This is a genomic window from Psychromonas sp. MB-3u-54 (assembly GCF_002836415.1).
GTDB lineage: Bacteria > Pseudomonadota > Gammaproteobacteria > Enterobacterales > Psychromonadaceae > Psychromonas.
Map to the genome: position 1 here is coordinate 1 of NZ_PJBP01000138.1, position 15,985 is coordinate 15,985.

Below are 15,985 nucleotides of genomic sequence, written 5' to 3' on the forward strand. Positions count from 1 at the left end.
TCTAGCTTCTAGCTTCTAGCTTCGAGCTTCTAGCTTCTAGCTTCTAGCTTTTTAGCTTTCCAGCCTTATATCCTTCCAGCTATTTTTTAAACTGCGCCTTCAAAATCGAGTTGACGCCAGGCTTCGTAGACGAATACCGAGACTGCATTGGATAAGTTCATTGAGCGACTTTCCGCTCTCATTGGAATACGCAGCTTTTGCTCGAGGGGTAAAGCATCGAGGATTTCACTGGGTAATCCTCGCGTTTCAGGGCCAAAGAGTAATACATCGTCCGCTTGAAAAGTTGCCTGACTATGAAAAGTAGTTGTTTTTGTTGTACAGGCAAAAATTCTTTTACCTGATACTGCCTGTAAAAAATCGTGGTGATTTTTATGGCGATAAACATGGGTCAGTTCATGGTAGTCGAGTCCTGCTCTGCGGACTTTTTTCTCATCTAAATCAAACCCTAAAGGTTCTATTAAGTGCAAAACACAACCCGTATTGGCACATAAACGAATAATGGCGCCGGTATTTTGCGGGATCTCAGGTTCAAATAGTGCTATTTCAATCATAGTAGGCTTCTTTGTTTAGTCTCTGTTTTTAAGTTGACTGTTTAGTCAATTCGAAGGAATGGTAAGTGCATACATAGCTTTCCATGCTTACACATGGCATTTCAGCAAGCTCTTACTTAAAAGTGAGAGCTTGCAACTCGAGCAGATGATTTATGTTTAACGTCGTGTAGGGTCTTATTCTACCTTATTTTTTTGAACATGCAGACCTGGATAAATTAAAAATTGATAATATTAAAATATGTTGTCATCATAAATATGGGCGGGCATGCTCGGTTGAAGACGATATTTTAACGCTTTGACGGACCACTGAAACTCGCATTTATAAATGGGTAGGGTATAATCACTGCCTGATTTTTTTTGTTATATTATAGGTGTTCTTTTTGTCCAAGAATCTCACAAAAAAAGAGTATAACCGATTGGTTAACCTTGCCGGACGGGCTGCTATTTTCGCTGCCTCTCTGCTGATTATCGTTAAATTAGTTGCCTGGGTGATGACCGGCTCTGCCAGTATTTTAGCCACCTTGACCGATTCGTTAATGGATGTCACAACTTCTATTATCAATCTGTTAGCGATTAAAATAGCACTTCAACCTGCCGATGATGAACACCGTTTCGGTCACGGTAAAGCAGAGAGTCTTGCCGGTCTCGCACAAGCCGCCTTTATTTCCGGTACGTCTGTCTACCTGATGTTCAATGGTATCTCAGCTTTGGTTAACGGACATCAAATAAGCGCAACAAATGTTGGTATTGGGGTGATGATTTTCTCTGTTATTGTTACTATTTTACTGGTTGCATTTCAAACTTATATTGTGAAAAAAACCGATAGTATGGCGATTAGAGCCGATTCGCTGCATTATCGGACCGATATTGCAATGAATGGCGCGGTATTATTGGCGCTTATATTAGCGGGATACGGCTGGTACTGGGCTGACGGCGTATTTGCAATTGCGGTTAGTGTTTATATTTTATATGGCGCATGGCAGATTGGCCGTTTGTCAATTGATGCATTAATGGATAAACAACTGCCTAAATCAGATGAAGAGAAAATTGTGAAAACCGCCTATCATATCAAGGGGGTGCGCGGGGTTCATGATTTACGAACCAGACTATCGGGCAATACAAAATTCATTCAGCTGCACTTGGAGCTTGATGATAATCAAAGTTTATTAGAAGCGCATAACAAAGCGGATCAGTTAGAAGAGGCCTTAGAGTCTGATTTCCCTCGCGCAGATATACTAATCCATCTGGATCCTTTGTCGATAGTTGAAGAAGAGAAATTGAACGACAAAGTACAATTTGAAACATCGCCGCTTACCTCGGATAAGGACAATATTTAATGGACGCGACTCAGAAAAGATTATGGAACAAAATTAGGGAAGAGGCGCTGCATTATTCTGCCAGTGAACCCATTTTGGCGAGCTTTTTTTATTCAACAATATTAAATCATCATAGTTTAAAATCGGCATTAAGTTACCAACTGGCTAATCGTTTGGATCATCCGACTATGCCTGGTATTTTGTTGCGAGAAGTTATTGAAGAAGCATTTACTCAATCACCTGAAATTATGATTGCCGTGATGGCTGATATTATTGCCGTTCAGGACAGAGACCCTGCAGTTAATGATTATTCAACTCCTTTACTTTATCTTAAAGGTTTTCAAGCAATTCAAGTTCACCGTGTGGCTAATTGGCTGTGGAAAAAAAATCGCATAACATTAGCATTATATTTACAAAATCGCAGTTCTGAGCTGTTTTCTGTCGATGTTCATCCGGCAGCAACGATCGGTAAAGGTATTATGTTTGACCATGCAACGGGTGTTGTTATTGGTGAAACAGCCGTTATTGAAGATGATGTCTCTTTATTACAAGGTGTGACGTTAGGCGGAACGGGTAAAACCTGTGGCGATCGCCACCCTAAAATTCGTCAAGGGGTGATGATTGGTGCCGGCGCAACTGTGCTTGGTAATATTGAAATTGGCAAGGGTGCAAAAATTGGTGCCGGTAGTGTCGTATTATACGCAGTACCTGCTCATACTACAGTCGCAGGGGTTCCTGCCAAAGTTGTAGGTGTTCCTTCCTGTGAGATGCCATCTTTATCAATGGATCAATATCTTTCATAAAGGGTGTTCATTGAGGTGTTTGTAAACTGCATTCACCTCTTTTATAAAACCTCAATCAGGCATCACCGATAAAAAATCTCGCTTGTTTTAGACCTAAATTCGCGCCTTTTCCATAAGGCCTTAACTCAGGTCTCGCCAATAAAAAAATATTGCTTGTTTTATACCTCAATTCGCACCTCTTCCATAAGGCCTTAAATCAGGTCTCGCCAATAAAAAATCTCGCTTGTTTTAGACCTAAATTCGCGCCTCTTCCATAAGGCCTTAACTCAGGTCTCGCCAATAAAAAATCTCGCTTGTTTTATACCTCAATTCGCACCTCTTCCATAAGGCCTTAACTCAGGTCTCGCCAATAAACATAAATCGTGGTTGTTTTTTTCCCTCAATCTCCACTTCTTCGATAAATAGTTCAAGTGGCCTTACCCACAGGGCTTGCTCACCATATAACGGACGGTAAACCACCATTTTCTCTTCGGTTTCACTGTGTGTGGCAATATTCTCAACCCTATACAGACCGCCTTTATAATGACGGTATTGGCCGGGCTTAATTTCTTTTTTCATGATTTCTCACTTAATTAACGTGATAGGCGTAATAGCGGGCAATAACTTTACAGATATTGTCATAATATAGTTAGCAAACATAAAACAATGGTTGAATAAGTAAACGAGAATGCTTACTCTCAATAAATTGACAGCATACATTATTTTAAGGAGAGAGTTGATGACATTGGATCTTTTAGAACAATTAGAAAGTAAAATTCAAAATACGGTAGATACCATTGCGTTACTGCAAATGGAAGTCGAAGAACTAAAAGAGGATAAGCAAGGTTTAACTGAAAAAGGTGAGCAGTTGCAGGCAGAAAATATCCGATTAACAGAAGAACACCAGCAATGGCAATCTCGTTTGAGTGCGTTAGTTGGTAAAATAGAAGAAACTGAATAAGTGGCAATCTAGTTTGAGTGCGTTAGTTGGTAAAATAGAAGAAACTGAATAAGTGGCAATCTCGTTTGAGTGCGTTAGTTGGTAAAATAGAAGAAACTGAATAAATGGCAATCTAGTTTGAGTGCGTTAGTTGGTAAAATAGAAGAAACTGAATAAACAGCAAGCGGGCAGTAAGCTAAGCGATGCAACTAAAAGCCCAATTTATTATGAATTGGGCTTTTTTACAATTTATCGGCTAAGCTATTTCATCAGGCTCTGCCAATGCCTCAGCATTAAGCGGCTCAGGCGAAATAATAATACCGGTACTATCGGCATATAAAATATCTTCAGGCAGGAAAGTCACACCGGCAAAGTTAACCGGCGAGTTGACCTCTCCAATTTCTGTATCTTCAGCCCCGACAGGAATTGCAGTGATTGCCTGTATACCTATATCTAAATCTTCAAGAAGATCCACTTCACGTACACAGCCGTTTACGACAATACCTTCCCAGCCATTTTCAACAGCAAGTTCAGCAATGTGTGCATTTACTAAAGCGCGGCGTAGTGAACCACCACCATCGACCAGTAAGACCTTTCCTATACCATTTTCTTCAAGAGTTTTATAAATAAGGCCCACTGACTCGAAACACTTGATGGTGACAACTTCTCCTGCAAAAGAGTTTCGCCCACCAAAATTGGTTAACAGGGGTTCAACAACATCAACAGTATCAGCGTAAATATCGCAAAGAAGGGAAGTATTGTAATGCATTATCAGGCTCGCCTATGGTTAGTATGATATTACTGAGTATAAACTTAACGTATTCATTTACAATATTGTTTTTACATTGAAAAAAACAGTTTTGAGTTTACGTGATAAAAATCAAACAACTCGAAGGCCAAATCCGGATTATGGGCCTGAGATAAAAGCTAGGCGATAAGGTCCTAGTCTAATTCCCTAAAAAATGAATGATCAAAGGTCTTTTCACAATAATGACACTTCAGTTTAAGGGTGGATTTCTTCTTAACATAGAAACGTGTATCCACTGGCTCATGATGACTGATGCAGTTACTGTTTGGACAAGCTAATACACCAATAAATGAGTCTGGCAGTTGTACCTGAAATTTATGGACTACCTTAAAGTTTTTTATCTGATTAATAGTGGCACGGGGTGCAAATAATGCCAGCTGATTGGCCTGCTCATCGCTAATAAAAGTGTTTTCTACTTTTATCAGATCTTTTTGTTGCCCGGTGTGGGTTGCCAGGTTTAAGCCGATGGTAATTTTTTCATCGGTTTGTGTTAAGTTAAAAAATCGGATGATCTTAACACCCTGTTGAACCGGGATGTGATCAATGACGGAGCCGTGTTGAATTGCTTCTACTTGTAATTTGTGTTGCATAATTAACCCTTACGCTTGATCTTGGAAATGGTTTGTTAACAATAAAGCCAGTAAAGCCTGTCGTGCATAAATGCCATTTTGAGCTTGTTGAAAATAATAAGCATAGGGTGTTGAATCGACATTAATATTAATTTCATCCACACGAGGTAATGGGTGCAGTACTTTTAAGTTTTCCCGCACGTTTTCTAACATGTCTGCATTTAACAAAAATGCGGATTTAATATGTTGATATTCTGTTTCATCGAAACGTTCTTTTTGCACCCTTGTCATATACAACACATCGAGTGAATCAACGACCTCTTCAATACTTGCATGCACGGAATAATTGATTCCTTTCTCATTCAGCTCTTCAAGTATGTAGTCGGGCATTGCCAAGGCTTCTGGAGAGATAAAATAGAAATTACAGTTAAATAAAGACAATGCCTGTGCCAATGAGTGCACTGTTCTGCCATATTTCAGATCGCCTACAAATGCAATGTTGAGGTTATCAAGTCGGTTTTGCGTTTCATAAATGGTAAACAGATCTAATAATGTTTGCGTAGGGTGCTGATTCGACCCATCTCCGCCATTGATAACTGGAATGTTGGTAAATTCTGCAGCTAAACGGGCTGCGCCTTCCTGCGGGTGGCGCATAAAAAAAGCGTCGGCATAAGAAGCGATGATTTTAACCGAATCCGCCAGTGTTTCCCCTTTTTGTGCTAATGAGGTATTTCCTGCGTTATCAAAACCAATCACAGTTCCTCCCAAACGTTGCACTGCTGTTGCAAATGAAAGGCGGGTTCGTGTTGACGCTTCGAAGAAACAACTGGCAATTATTTTGTCTTTTAATAGCTCGGGTTGTGGGTTGTGTTTTAATGATTGAGCTGTTGTTAATATAAGCTCAAGCTCTTCACGAGAAAGGTCGGAGATGGAGATGATGTTTTTTTGATACAATGGATTATTCATGTTTTCTGACCCATAGGTAAACGAGTGACGATAAAAAATTATACCACCGCACCCCCGTGAATTCTGTATTTTTTAAATGCTTTAAATTGGGTTAGTTATTGTTAGGGGTTATGATGAGACTTGACTGACAATTGGAGTTTTTATGTTTAAGCGTATTCTGTGTTTTATTTTATGCCTGCTGCCGATAAATTTGCTTGCTGAGCAATGGTCAGCGCTGCATGCTTTATTACCTAAAGGGACACAGCTTTCTTATCTGGTATTGAATCCTGGCAACAATCAATTACTTGCTGAGTCCAGTGCCGATATTCTGCGTACTCCGGCAAGCTTACAGAAGTTATTAACTGCGACGGCTGCAAAGTTATATCTAGGTGAAAGTTTTCGCTATCAAACAACCCTTGAGGGAAACAAAAGTAGCATTAAAAACAATGATTACCAAGGTGATATACGCTTACGTTTTGTCGGCGATCCGACCCTGTCGCGTGCCGATATCAAAGCTATGCTGAGATCTTTTAAAGCATTGGGTGTTAAGCAGATAAGGGGGGATTTTTTAATTAACGCGGCTCATTTTAGCGGCTATCAATGGAGTGATGGTCAGGCTTGGAATGACTTGGGTGTTTGTTATACCTCTCCGTCAAATGCCATTATAGTGAACAGAAATTGTGTATTAGGTAACCTCAGCGTAGCGCGTCCAAATGCCCAAAAAGCGCGCTTGTTTATTCCAAGTTATGAACCCGTTGAGATTAGCAGTAACGTTGATGTGCTTACTTCCGCGCAGCGAGATGAGCAATTCTGCGCCTTAAAAGTGACCCGTAATAGCGACAACCGTTATCATTTGTGGGGTTGTATGGTGCCGAGGAATCGTCCTTTGGGTTTGGCTTTTTCGGTCAACGACCCCTTTGCATATGCAAGTCAAATAATTAAATCCGAATTAAAAAAAGCAGGTATTAAGTTAAAGGGTAAGGTTAAACTTGAACAGAGCAAACAAGCAGATGCAGCCACCCAGGTATTAGTGAAGCATCAATCCCCTGAGTTAGGAAAGTTATTAGAAATTATGCTTAAAGACTCAGATAATTTAATTGCGGATAGTCTGTTTAAAACACTGGGTGCTGCCTATTTTCAACAGGAGGGTAATTTTAGTAATGGTGCTAAGGCGCTAAAATTAATTCTGCAGGAGCACGGTGTTGATTTAGAAAATGCTTATCTGGCAGATGGTTCTGGGTTATCTCGTCATAATTTAATGAGTGCTAAATTGTTTATGACTGTCCTTAAATATGTTTACCAAAATGATGCTAAATTAAAATTGTTAGGCAGTTTTTCGATTGCCGGAGTAGACGGTACGCTGCATTACCATAAAGGAGTCGCAGGACCTTTGTTAAAAGGTAATATTATTGCAAAAACAGGGTCGATGAAAGGTGTGGCAAACCTATTGGGGATTGTTAAAACTGCGCAGGGAGATCGCCTTTTTGCTTTAGTTATAAACGGCTATAATTGGCCTGAGAGCACCTTAACTAAAGCCACAACATCCCCCGTTGTTATTTTTGAACAGGCTTTTTTTGAAACAATAATAAAGTCTTCCCGCAAATAAATATACCCATGTTACTTCAAGATGCTTTGTCAGGCGCAAGATCTTCGATCAGAGCAATACGCAACATGACCTTTCGAACGATTAACTGCGTTAATCCTCTAGCGGTAGATGTAAATGCAAGCATTTACATCTTAAAGGGTTATTTCCTTATCAAGTGTTACAACGCAGTGTTAGTTTTCGGGCGAATCTCCCGAAGGGCAAGGCGATAAACGACGATCTTCGTTGTTAGAAAGCGTCGATTTAGAATAACGAGATCATCAGCCTTCAGCCTAGAATTTCATCATTTATCGTCTTGCTGATTCTTGCATCTTCAAATAATTTGGGTATGTACTTCAATTTTTTGCCTAGCATCTAGGCACCATTTTCCTTGCTGACTTTGCATCTTGAAATATCATGGGTATTTATCCAAAAGAGGTTTATGCCTTTTTTGGATAAATATGAATTTATTGCATTTTAATCGGGAACCAGTTTTTGGGCCTGCCCTGGCTAAATAAAATAATATCAGTGGCAATATCAAGTTTATTAACCGCTGTCAGAGAGCGTGTATGGGGTGGGTAACTAATGCCGTCAAAATCAAGTATTAACCATTTTTTATCTTTTTCAACCAGTAAACTTTGCCATAAATAATGTTGACTGTTGGAGACTCTGACCGGCACTTGTATTTGAGATATGCGGCTTGAGAAACGATAGTCATCTTTTTGACGCTCAAAAATGAGCATTTCACAGCCACTCTTTGAACACCAGTCAAGCAGAACGATCGCCTCCTTAAGACCGTCCCCGTTGAGATCATACTTCACTGCACTGAATTTAGTACCTTTTGGATCTGTGCCATGAATTTTAAAGTATTGATTGAGTGCTTTTTGCAGTGCTTTATCAATTTCTGCCTTCGGGTCAATATGTTGCGCAGTGAATGCCCGCTCAATTCGGGTTATACTGTTTTTTGAGCTAATTTCTTTACTGGTCATTTTATTGAATACACCCTCAGCCTCGGAGAGTCTGGTGATGATATTATTTTTATTCAGTTTAGTGCTGCTCAGAGTTACACCTGAACGTTGGAAAATAAATTCTTCCTGTATCTTTTTTTTATCTTGCTGCATTAGCATTACCACAATACGATCTGGAGAATTACTTTTCCAAAAGCCTGTTTTAGTAATTACTTGTTCTCCAATTTTTTCTTGATATTCAACGCTATAATCTGAATTTAGGGTTAAATTGGTTGTTTTGAAGGGGCTTCTATTTAAGTAATAACCGCTAACGTCGCGAAAATTTACCGGCCATCCGGGTTCTCCACAGCCACTGAATTCGCCCCATACACTGTCAACCTTGGCGGTAAAACCCCAATATTCTTGCATTTTTAAATTATAACAATGTCCGGGTTGAATTCGTAAGCTCAGTCGCTCCCCCTGCTCATTGTTGGTTTTAATATAGTTTTTTTGAGTAGTGTTAAATTGTGAATTTTGAATCTGATAAGCTCGATTGCTCGCTTGAGTGGCAAAAAGTATCTTATTTTGATCAATATTTAAACGCCAGTAGGGATTGTCACCTTTAGCCTTAAATAAGAAACCATGAGTTGCTTTAGCACATTGTAATGAAGCTTTAGGCAGTGCCATATGGTGAATTGTGTCTATACGCATCAGCGCATTCGATGGTGGTGTATTTATGGCAGGAAAGGTTATTTCACCAACAAATTCGATATATACAGGCGTGGATTTTTCCTGGGTGATTTTTTCATAAATAATAGTTAATGCAGCATTAACTATTACCGGAAAATCTTGTTCGGAATCACAGGCAGTGAAATAACCTTTACCACCCACAAAGCGCAAATCGCCTCTGAAATTACTGTCTAATATTTTTGAAAAATCGTCCTTGATGACGGGGATTTTGTCTGGCGCAGGTGAGACAGTCGAAGTTGGCGAAACACAAGCTGCATTAAAAAGCAGGGAACTACTTAATAAGAAGAAACTTAATAAACGCATATAAAACCTCAGTTCAGTCATCATTGACGGTTAAGCGTGCATAAATCTGCACAAATACGACAATACATAGCATTTTTATTTAAATACTTAATTATCGTTCGGCGCTTAAGCCATTAATATTGTTAATAATAGTGATTAAGTATCAATATTTTGGCTTGATATTTACTTTATATTATGGGACTAGGCTAAATATCGATCCATCATTACCGCCACACCATGATCTTTAGATGAAAGCGTTTTTTCTGCATCTGGCAGTGCCTCTTTTAGCGCCTGCTGGGCGTTTTCCATTATGATAGGTTTAGCAACTGCGAGTAACATTTCAAGATCATTCATACCATCTCCAAATGCAATTGCATCGGCAATTTCCAGGTTTTTGCTTTTTAATACTCGATTAACGGCTTCACCTTTATTGGTATTGGCGCACATAACTTCCAGACACTTTGGTAAAGAAAAAGTAAGGTTAATTTTATCACCGTAACGCGCAGCTAATAATTCATAAACGGGTTGTAATAATTCATTTTCCGCATAGAAAAATATCTTAATAGTATTACTTTTATCAAGTTTGCTGAGATCGGCTTTGATACACTCAAACCCGGCGTCTAATCCCATTCCTTCAAGCTCTGTCAGAGGATAATTAGCATACCAGTTTTGATCTGTGAAGATATTGATTTGCACGGCATCAGCAAATGCCGTATCACAAATGCCTTGTGCTATATCGCTCGGCAGATTCTGTTGATGAATAATTTGTCCCTCTCTATTGTGGACGCGTGCTCCATTTGAGGTAATTAAATACATTGGGATATTTAAGGATTCTTGTAAATGTTTCGCTTCAATATAGTGCCGGCCTGTTGCGATAACAAATTTTCGGCCACTTTGTACCCAGCGTTGAATTGTTTCTTTTGTTTTTGCCGAGATGCGATGATCTGGACCGAGCAGGGTGCCGTCGAGATCTGAAATAGCTATTTTGTACATTGCAGAGTGCCTTGTTGTGATGCTTCTAAAAATTTAAGTACGGCATTTAAAGCGGCTAATCTGGATTGATCTTTTTCTAAATATATCTCATGTTGTGCATCAGGTATGGTTAGAAACTGCTTCGCCTTACACTGGGTTAACTTTTTAAAAAATTTATTTTGCCCTGCAGCCGTCACAACCTTATCGGCTCCAGCTTGCAGCAATAGGATGGGAATATTTATTTTATTGGCGTTATCAACCGCCTGCTTGGTGGCGCTAAGGCTTTGGGCAACCCAGCGCATGCTCGCATCGCCCAGTTGTGTTTCCGGAAAGGCTGTAAAAGTATTTTGTGATGCATTAAAACGCACTTCGCTGGACGTTAAGTCATTACCGATAAATGCTTTAGGCTTATATGCTTCGCCACCAAACACATAACAGGATTGATCACTAAACCAGCTGCACACAGTCGCACCGCTGAAGGTTAATAGTTTGGCAATAACACGGGGTATGCTGCCTAAATTGATTGACATCATGGGGCTTAATAAGATGGCGGCCTGAAAGGGGTGATCATATTTTTCGAGATATAGCGCGCTTATCGTGCCACCCATTGAGTGTGCTAACAGATAATTATGCTGGTAATGATTTGCTAAATCTAAAGATAAAATATAGCGGTTAAGGTCATCGACATAATTCTGAAAATGAACAACATGCCCGTGATATCGATCTCCGCCTAAGCGTTCTGAAAATCCTTGACCTCGGTGGTCAATTAAATAGAGATCATAACCTTGACGGTTAAGATCAAAAGCAAGTTCTTTGTACTTTAACACACTCTCGTTTCGACCCTGACTAATCACTATGGCGTTAGCATTACCTGTTTTAATGCTAATAGTATGCAGTCTTTTATTGCCAATGCCTTGTAAAGAACCTGACATTGCATTTTTTTTCCAAAATGCATTTATTTGACTATTAAAAGTATCACTCAGTTCGGCTTCAGTCGTTAAACCGTAAGGATTATTTGCCATGTGGTTTTCCGCAAAGGTCAATGCGCTAGTAAGTAAAAACAAAAAAGGTATCAGTAATCTCAGTTGAGAAGTTTTTTTCATCTTTTATCCGTACGTTATAGGGTTGTTAATTATACGCAAAGTATCAGATTAGATAGTCCCCAATCTTAGCTAAGATTGGGGACTGCAAGATCCTTCAGGTTTTCCTCAAAGATCGCGCCGACATAAAAATACTCACTTGGTTAATGGTAGGATAGGCGAATGATTAAGCGAGTTGGGCTTTGATAAAGTTAATAACCTCATCAATAGCAACTTCCTGTTTTACACCCGATAGACGATCTTTATATTCAATTACGCCATTATCCAAGCTACGATCGCCAATCACTAGGGTATGTGGAATACCGATAAGCTCAGCATCCGCAAACATAATACCAGGGCGTTCTTTACGATCGTCAAATAATACCTCAATACCTGCCGCTTGTAACTCTGCATAGTATTTTTCAGCAAGTTCTGCCACACGATGTGATTTATGCATATTCATCGGGACAATAACTACCGAGAAAGGTGCCAGTGCATCGTTCCAGATAATGCCATTTTTATCATTGTTTTGCTCAATAGCGGCAGCAACAATACGTGAGATACCAATACCGTAACAACCCATGGTTAATATCTGGTTTTTACCCTGCTGGTTAAGTACGCCAGCATTCATCGCTTTAGTATAAGTATCACCTAGTTGGAAAATATGTCCCACTTCGATACCGCGCGCCATTGAAAGGGTTCCACTACCGCATGGGCTAGGATCACCTTCAACAACATCACGTAAATCGGCAACTTCATAATTGCTGATGTCACGATCCCAGTTAACACCGGTTAAATGTTTGCCCGTTTCATTTGCACCGCAAACAAAATCGGCGAGTTTTTCAGCGGCCCGATCGACAATAGTACGCACGCTTAGACCTTTAGGTCCAATTGAACCGGCATCACAATTTGCCGTATCTTTAATTTGCTGTTCGTTGGCAAAAGTAAGCGGGCTGGCAATACCATCAATATTTTCAGCTTTAATTTCATTGAGGTTATGATCGCCACGTAAAATAAGTGCAACGACGGGGGCGCTTTCACCCTTTTTACAACTGCCTTCCACCAATAAGGTTTTGACGGTTTGCTCAGCTTTAACATTTAAAAATTCGCACACATCCGCAATGCTATCTGCATTAGGCGTGTCGGTAATCGTAACATCAGCAGTTGCTGCAGGGCGATCGAAGGTAGGCTCTAGTGCTTCTGCCTTTTCAATATTTGCTGCGTAATCACTTTCAGTTGAGAAAACAATGGCATCTTCACCGCTTTGCGCAAGTACGTGGAATTCATGGGATGCGCTGCCGCCAATACTGCCGGTATCGGCAATCACAGGGCGGTATTCAAGACCTAAACGGTCAAAGATACGACAATAGGCAGCAAACATATTCTGATAGGTTTTTTCTAAACATTCCTGTCCAAGGTGGAAGGAGTACGCATCTTTCATGGTAAATTCGCGTGCACGCATCACACCAAAACGCGGACGAGTTTCATCGCGGAATTTGGTCTGAATTTGGAAAATATTGAGTGGCAGCTGTTTGTAACTGTTTACTTCTTTACGAACAAGCTCGGTAATCACTTCCTCGTGTGTTGGGCCCAACACGAAATCACGCGTATGGCGATCCTTAAGACGTAACAGCTCTCCGCCGTATTGATCCCAGCGCCCCGTTTCCAGCCAAAGATCGGCAGGTTGCACAATCGGCATTAAGACTTCAACACCTCCGGCTCGTTCCATTTCTTCACGCACGATAGTTTCAACTTTACGTAAAACCCGCAACCCCGTCGGTAACCAGGTATATAAACCCGATGCTAATTTACGGATCATGCCTGCACGTAACATAAGCTGGTGGCTTACAATTACAGCATCGCTTGGTGCTTCTTTTTGAGTTGAAAGTAAGTAGTTGGTCGTGCGCATAGTTATCCCTAATTGATAAATTAAACTGCGCTGATTTTAGCAGTGGAAAGGTCCTTACTAAAGGTTTCTTCATCTATTTAGAAAATATAATTGAATTTTAACCGGGCTTTCAGCTATTTTGTGTTAATAAAAGGCAAATTATAAGGAACACCATGAATCGTTATCTACTAGCTGGAAAAAACAGCGCGACAATAATGCTGTTTTGCAGCATTATTTTAATTATTAATACTGTACTACCGACGGATTTAAATCGGTTTGGTATCGTACCGCGCTCCTTTGAGCATCTCAGCGGTATTTTTATGGCGCCTTTTCTCCATGGAAGCTGGTTGCACCTGATCAGCAATTTTTTACCCTTTATGGTCTTTGGAACCTTAATTGGTGCGCAAGGCAGTCAACGGTTCTGGCTGTTATTTATCCTGCATATCATCTCTACGGGATCGTTAGTGTGGTTATTCGCACGGGGTAACAGCGTACACATCGGAATGAGCGGGATAATTTATGCCTTCTGGGGGTATTTAATTGTTTATGGTTTGGTCCGTGGAAAAATGTTGCACCTTATTATTTCGCTGCTTATGCTGATTTTTTACGGCGGATTAGTTTTTGGCGTCTTTCCAACAAAATTTGGCGTGTCATTTGAAAGTCACCTGTTAGGGGCATTGGTTGGCGCTGCCAGCGGTTATTATTTTGCTAAACCAGTGGCTCAACATCGACTACGGTAGTCATTGATCCTGCATTCATCCAGGATATATTAAAGTCGAGCAGATGAACGGCGTATGTTTTTAAATCTTCTTTTTTCTTCTTATAAGCAGGACGGGGGTCTTGCTGCAATACTTCGATAATCAATTGCTGTATTTCAGGGTAGTCATCTTTAAATAAGTTAATGGCTTTTTGAGCCTGAGTTGAAAATTCAACCTGCATTAATGATTCCGGCTGCTGCTGAGCAAAGCCGGCAACTGCCTCAGGTTTAGAATCTGCATAGGGGATATAAGGTTTGATATCAATAATAGGGGTGCCCTCGACTAAATCGATATTACTCAACATTAAAAAAATCTTACCATTAACCTGTTTAATGCCGTGAAATTCAACCAGTGATAAACCGACTGGGTTAGGACGGCAAGGCGAACGTGTCGCAAAAACACCTAAGCGCTTGTTACCGCCTAGTCGAGGCGGCCGCACGGTCGGGCTCCATTTATCCTGGTTGCGATTTTTATGGAAAATAAACACTAACCATAAATGACTGAATTCCTGTAAACCTAAAAAAGCGTTAATATCATCATAAGGAGGTAAGATTTCCAGCTCCGCGATGGCGCTGGGCACTAATCCTGGCTGACGAGGCACAGCAAACTTCTCTTTATAGGGGGAATGAATTGTAGCTATTGAATCAAACACTAAGTTATTCCTCATCAGAAAGTTTCACATTAATCGCACGACCATAACAAATAATATTGCTGATACAGGATGCATCTCGTTCAAAAGTCAAACAATTTTGAAAAACGATGCCGTTGGCCTTCATCTCTGCGGCATTAATGCGGGCATTGGTGCGTGCTTCTTTTATATCGGCAGGGCGATCTTTTTCTTCTTGTTGACAGCTACTACCGTCAACAGCGGCTATAAATTTATAATCGAGATTCTGCAATTGCGATTTTTCGTAAACAGTGACCCGTGAGGGTTTGAAGTAATCATCAAAATTTTTCTTGTCGAGATTAGATGAAAAATCAAGGTTACTGCAAGCTGTGCTTAAAAGGACGGTAAAAGAGATAATAATAAAACGTAACATAAGATGCTCTTTATAAATAGAAGGGGCTAGCGATGAGTGGCATAATAACATTTTTTAATAAACCTGAAACCGAGAAGGAAGTAATATGACAGTAGCCAATGGAAAACGTGCAGTTTTTCTTGACCGAGATGGTGTAATAAATGTCGACAAGGGTTATGTATCACAGCGTGATGATTTTGAATTTATCGACGGCGTAATTGATGCCTGCAAAGCACTTAAAGAAAAAGGTTACCTATTAGTTGTTATAACCAATCAGTCAGGTATCGCACGGGGATATTTTAGCGAAGAGCAATTCCATACCTTAACAGAGTGGATGGATTGGTCATTAGCGGATAGAGGGGTTGATATAGATGGTGTCTATTATTGCCCGCATCATGCTGAAAAGGGTATCGGCGAATATAAAATTGATTGCGATTGCCGCAAGCCAAAACCTGGCATGCTGATAAGTGCAATTGCAGACTTGGATATAGATGCAAGTCAGTCAATATTAGTCGGGGATAAAGTTTCTGATCTACAAGCGGGTTTAGCTGCCGGCATAAACACTAACTATTTAGTCAGAACAGGAAAAACAATTACGGCAGAAGGTGAAAAAATCGCGACAGCTATATTTGATGATTTGAACAGTATAGTTAAGCTGCTGTAATTGAGTCATTAAGGGTAAGTGTGTGGATAATTATAGTTAATCTGTGGGTAAGTTGTTTGCAAATTGGGTATAAAAACTAATTGCAAAAATAGCCTGTTTTTATGCAAATAAACCCTTGCTAACGTGATCAAAG

General features: G+C 40.1%; 17 protein-coding genes. 6 read left to right on the forward strand and 11 right to left on the reverse strand.

The window, feature by feature from the left end; translation table 11 throughout:
* Window positions 1–86: 86 nt before the first annotated feature.
* Complete coding sequence (trmL, locus tag CXF72_RS10575) at window positions 87–551, reverse strand: tRNA (uridine(34)/cytosine(34)/5-carboxymethylaminomethyluridine(34)-2'-O)-methyltransferase TrmL (protein ID WP_101038957.1); 465 nt, start codon at window positions 549–551, stop codon at window positions 87–89.
* Between the two features lie 380 nt (window positions 552–931).
* Here trmL and CXF72_RS10580 point away from each other — a divergent pair, with 380 nt between their 5' ends.
* Both CXF72_RS10580 and cysE read left to right on the forward strand, forming a co-directional pair.
* Window positions 932–1,888, forward strand: a complete 957-nt coding sequence (locus CXF72_RS10580) for a cation diffusion facilitator family transporter (RefSeq protein ID WP_101038959.1) — start codon at window positions 932–934, stop codon at window positions 1,886–1,888.
* On the forward strand, window positions 1,888–2,670 hold the full coding sequence (cysE, locus tag CXF72_RS10585; RefSeq protein ID WP_101038960.1) for a serine O-acetyltransferase: 783 nt from the start codon (window positions 1,888–1,890) through the stop codon (window positions 2,668–2,670). Before CXF72_RS10580 ends, cysE begins: the two co-directional genes overlap by 1 nt.
* Window positions 2,671–3,006: 336 nt before the next feature.
* Here cysE and CXF72_RS10590 read toward each other — a convergent pair whose 3' ends face one another.
* Window positions 3,007–3,228 (reverse strand): DUF1653 domain-containing protein, encoded by a 222-nt coding sequence (locus CXF72_RS10590; protein WP_101038962.1) that lies wholly within the window; start codon window positions 3,226–3,228, stop codon window positions 3,007–3,009.
* Window positions 3,229–3,388: 160 nt separating this feature from the next.
* On the opposite strand from CXF72_RS10590, the gene CXF72_RS10595 reads away from it, so the two are divergent.
* Complete coding sequence (locus CXF72_RS10595; RefSeq protein ID WP_101038964.1) at window positions 3,389–3,610, forward strand: cell division protein ZapB; 222 nt, start codon at window positions 3,389–3,391, stop codon at window positions 3,608–3,610.
* A gap of 235 nt (window positions 3,611–3,845) precedes the next feature.
* Here CXF72_RS10595 and rraA read toward each other — a convergent pair whose 3' ends face one another.
* From rraA to pyrB, 3 genes are all read right to left on the reverse strand, one after another.
* On the reverse strand, window positions 3,846–4,358 hold the full coding sequence (rraA, locus tag CXF72_RS10600) for a ribonuclease E activity regulator RraA (RefSeq protein ID WP_101038966.1): 513 nt from the start codon (window positions 4,356–4,358) through the stop codon (window positions 3,846–3,848).
* Between the two features lie 173 nt (window positions 4,359–4,531).
* Window positions 4,532–4,987, reverse strand: coding sequence for an aspartate carbamoyltransferase regulatory subunit (gene pyrI / locus CXF72_RS10605; RefSeq protein WP_101038968.1), 456 nt, complete (start codon window positions 4,985–4,987; stop codon window positions 4,532–4,534).
* Window positions 4,988–4,996: 9 nt separating this feature from the next.
* A complete protein-coding gene (gene pyrB / locus CXF72_RS10610; RefSeq protein ID WP_101038969.1) occupies window positions 4,997–5,932 on the reverse strand; it encodes an aspartate carbamoyltransferase in 936 nt (311 codons plus the stop codon).
* Between the two features lie 142 nt (window positions 5,933–6,074).
* On the opposite strand from pyrB, the gene dacB reads away from it, so the two are divergent.
* A complete protein-coding gene (gene dacB, locus CXF72_RS10615) occupies window positions 6,075–7,517 on the forward strand; it encodes a D-alanyl-D-alanine carboxypeptidase/D-alanyl-D-alanine endopeptidase (protein WP_101038971.1) in 1,443 nt (480 codons plus the stop codon).
* 443 nt (window positions 7,518–7,960) lie between these two features.
* On the opposite strand, the gene CXF72_RS10620 is transcribed toward dacB, so the two are convergent.
* The 4 genes from CXF72_RS10620 to CXF72_RS10635 form a co-directional block, all read right to left on the reverse strand.
* Window positions 7,961–9,493, reverse strand: coding sequence for a hypothetical protein (locus tag CXF72_RS10620; protein WP_232784950.1), 1,533 nt, complete (start codon window positions 9,491–9,493; stop codon window positions 7,961–7,963).
* Between the two features lie 180 nt (window positions 9,494–9,673).
* Complete coding sequence (locus tag CXF72_RS10625; RefSeq protein ID WP_101038974.1) at window positions 9,674–10,465, reverse strand: Cof-type HAD-IIB family hydrolase; 792 nt, start codon at window positions 10,463–10,465, stop codon at window positions 9,674–9,676.
* On the reverse strand, window positions 10,453–11,547 hold the full coding sequence (locus CXF72_RS10630; protein ID WP_101038976.1) for an alpha/beta fold hydrolase: 1,095 nt from the start codon (window positions 11,545–11,547) through the stop codon (window positions 10,453–10,455). The genes CXF72_RS10625 and CXF72_RS10630 overlap by 13 nt, the downstream gene beginning before the upstream one ends.
* Before the next feature lie 163 nt (window positions 11,548–11,710).
* A complete protein-coding gene (locus CXF72_RS10635) occupies window positions 11,711–13,432 on the reverse strand; it encodes a proline--tRNA ligase (RefSeq protein WP_101038978.1) in 1,722 nt (573 codons plus the stop codon).
* A 152-nt stretch (window positions 13,433–13,584) separates the two neighbouring features.
* On the opposite strand from CXF72_RS10635, the gene CXF72_RS10640 reads away from it, so the two are divergent.
* Window positions 13,585–14,151: a rhomboid family intramembrane serine protease gene (locus tag CXF72_RS10640; RefSeq protein ID WP_101038979.1), complete on the forward strand. Its 567-nt coding sequence runs from the start codon at window positions 13,585–13,587 to the stop codon at window positions 14,149–14,151.
* Here the strand turns inward: CXF72_RS10640 and tsaA are convergent.
* Complete coding sequence (gene tsaA, locus CXF72_RS10645; protein WP_101038981.1) at window positions 14,120–14,836, reverse strand: tRNA (N6-threonylcarbamoyladenosine(37)-N6)-methyltransferase TrmO; 717 nt, start codon at window positions 14,834–14,836, stop codon at window positions 14,120–14,122. The genes CXF72_RS10640 and tsaA overlap by 32 nt on opposite strands.
* Window positions 14,826–15,209 (reverse strand): Rcs stress response system protein RcsF, encoded by a 384-nt coding sequence (rcsF, locus tag CXF72_RS10650; RefSeq protein ID WP_232784951.1) that lies wholly within the window; start codon window positions 15,207–15,209, stop codon window positions 14,826–14,828. The genes tsaA and rcsF overlap by 11 nt, the downstream gene beginning before the upstream one ends.
* 85 nt (window positions 15,210–15,294) lie before the next feature.
* Here rcsF and gmhB point away from each other — a divergent pair, with 85 nt between their 5' ends.
* The gene (gene gmhB / locus CXF72_RS10655) at window positions 15,295–15,852 is read left to right on the forward strand and encodes a D-glycero-beta-D-manno-heptose 1,7-bisphosphate 7-phosphatase (RefSeq protein WP_101038984.1); all 558 of its coding nucleotides are present in this window, start codon (window positions 15,295–15,297) and stop codon (window positions 15,850–15,852) included.
* The last annotated feature ends 133 nt before the right edge of the window (window positions 15,853–15,985 follow it).

Excerpts from the sequence above, each read along its gene's own strand:
- CXF72_RS10625 (WP_101038974.1), bottom strand. The coding sequence starts at position 10,465 with ATGTACAAAATAGCTATTTCAGATCTCGACGGCACCCTGCTCGGTCCA.
- CXF72_RS10620 (WP_232784950.1), bottom strand. The coding sequence starts at position 9,493 with ATGCGTTTATTAAGTTTCTTCTTATTAAGTAGTTCCCTGCTTTTTAAT.
- dacB (WP_101038971.1), top strand. The coding sequence starts at position 6,075 with ATGTTTAAGCGTATTCTGTGTTTTATTTTATGCCTGCTGCCGATAAAT.
- trmL (WP_101038957.1), bottom strand. The coding sequence starts at position 551 with ATGATTGAAATAGCACTATTTGAACCTGAGATCCCGCAAAATACCGGC.
- CXF72_RS10590 (WP_101038962.1), bottom strand. The coding sequence starts at position 3,228 with ATGAAAAAAGAAATTAAGCCCGGCCAATACCGTCATTATAAAGGCGGT.
- pyrI (WP_101038968.1), bottom strand. The coding sequence starts at position 4,987 with ATGCAACACAAATTACAAGTAGAAGCAATTCAACACGGCTCCGTCATT.
- CXF72_RS10595 (WP_101038964.1), top strand. The coding sequence starts at position 3,389 with ATGACATTGGATCTTTTAGAACAATTAGAAAGTAAAATTCAAAATACG.
- CXF72_RS10630 (WP_101038976.1), bottom strand. The coding sequence starts at position 11,547 with ATGAAAAAAACTTCTCAACTGAGATTACTGATACCTTTTTTGTTTTTA.
- CXF72_RS10640 (WP_101038979.1), top strand. The coding sequence starts at position 13,585 with ATGAATCGTTATCTACTAGCTGGAAAAAACAGCGCGACAATAATGCTG.
- pyrB (WP_101038969.1), bottom strand. The coding sequence starts at position 5,932 with ATGAATAATCCATTGTATCAAAAAAACATCATCTCCATCTCCGACCTT.
- CXF72_RS10635 (WP_101038978.1), bottom strand. The coding sequence starts at position 13,432 with ATGCGCACGACCAACTACTTACTTTCAACTCAAAAAGAAGCACCAAGC.
- rcsF (WP_232784951.1), bottom strand. The coding sequence starts at position 15,209 with ATGTTACGTTTTATTATTATCTCTTTTACCGTCCTTTTAAGCACAGCT.
- tsaA (WP_101038981.1), bottom strand. The coding sequence starts at position 14,836 with ATGAGGAATAACTTAGTGTTTGATTCAATAGCTACAATTCATTCCCCC.
- cysE (WP_101038960.1), top strand. The coding sequence starts at position 1,888 with ATGGACGCGACTCAGAAAAGATTATGGAACAAAATTAGGGAAGAGGCG.
- rraA (WP_101038966.1), bottom strand. The coding sequence starts at position 4,358 with ATGCATTACAATACTTCCCTTCTTTGCGATATTTACGCTGATACTGTT.
- gmhB (WP_101038984.1), top strand. The coding sequence starts at position 15,295 with ATGACAGTAGCCAATGGAAAACGTGCAGTTTTTCTTGACCGAGATGGT.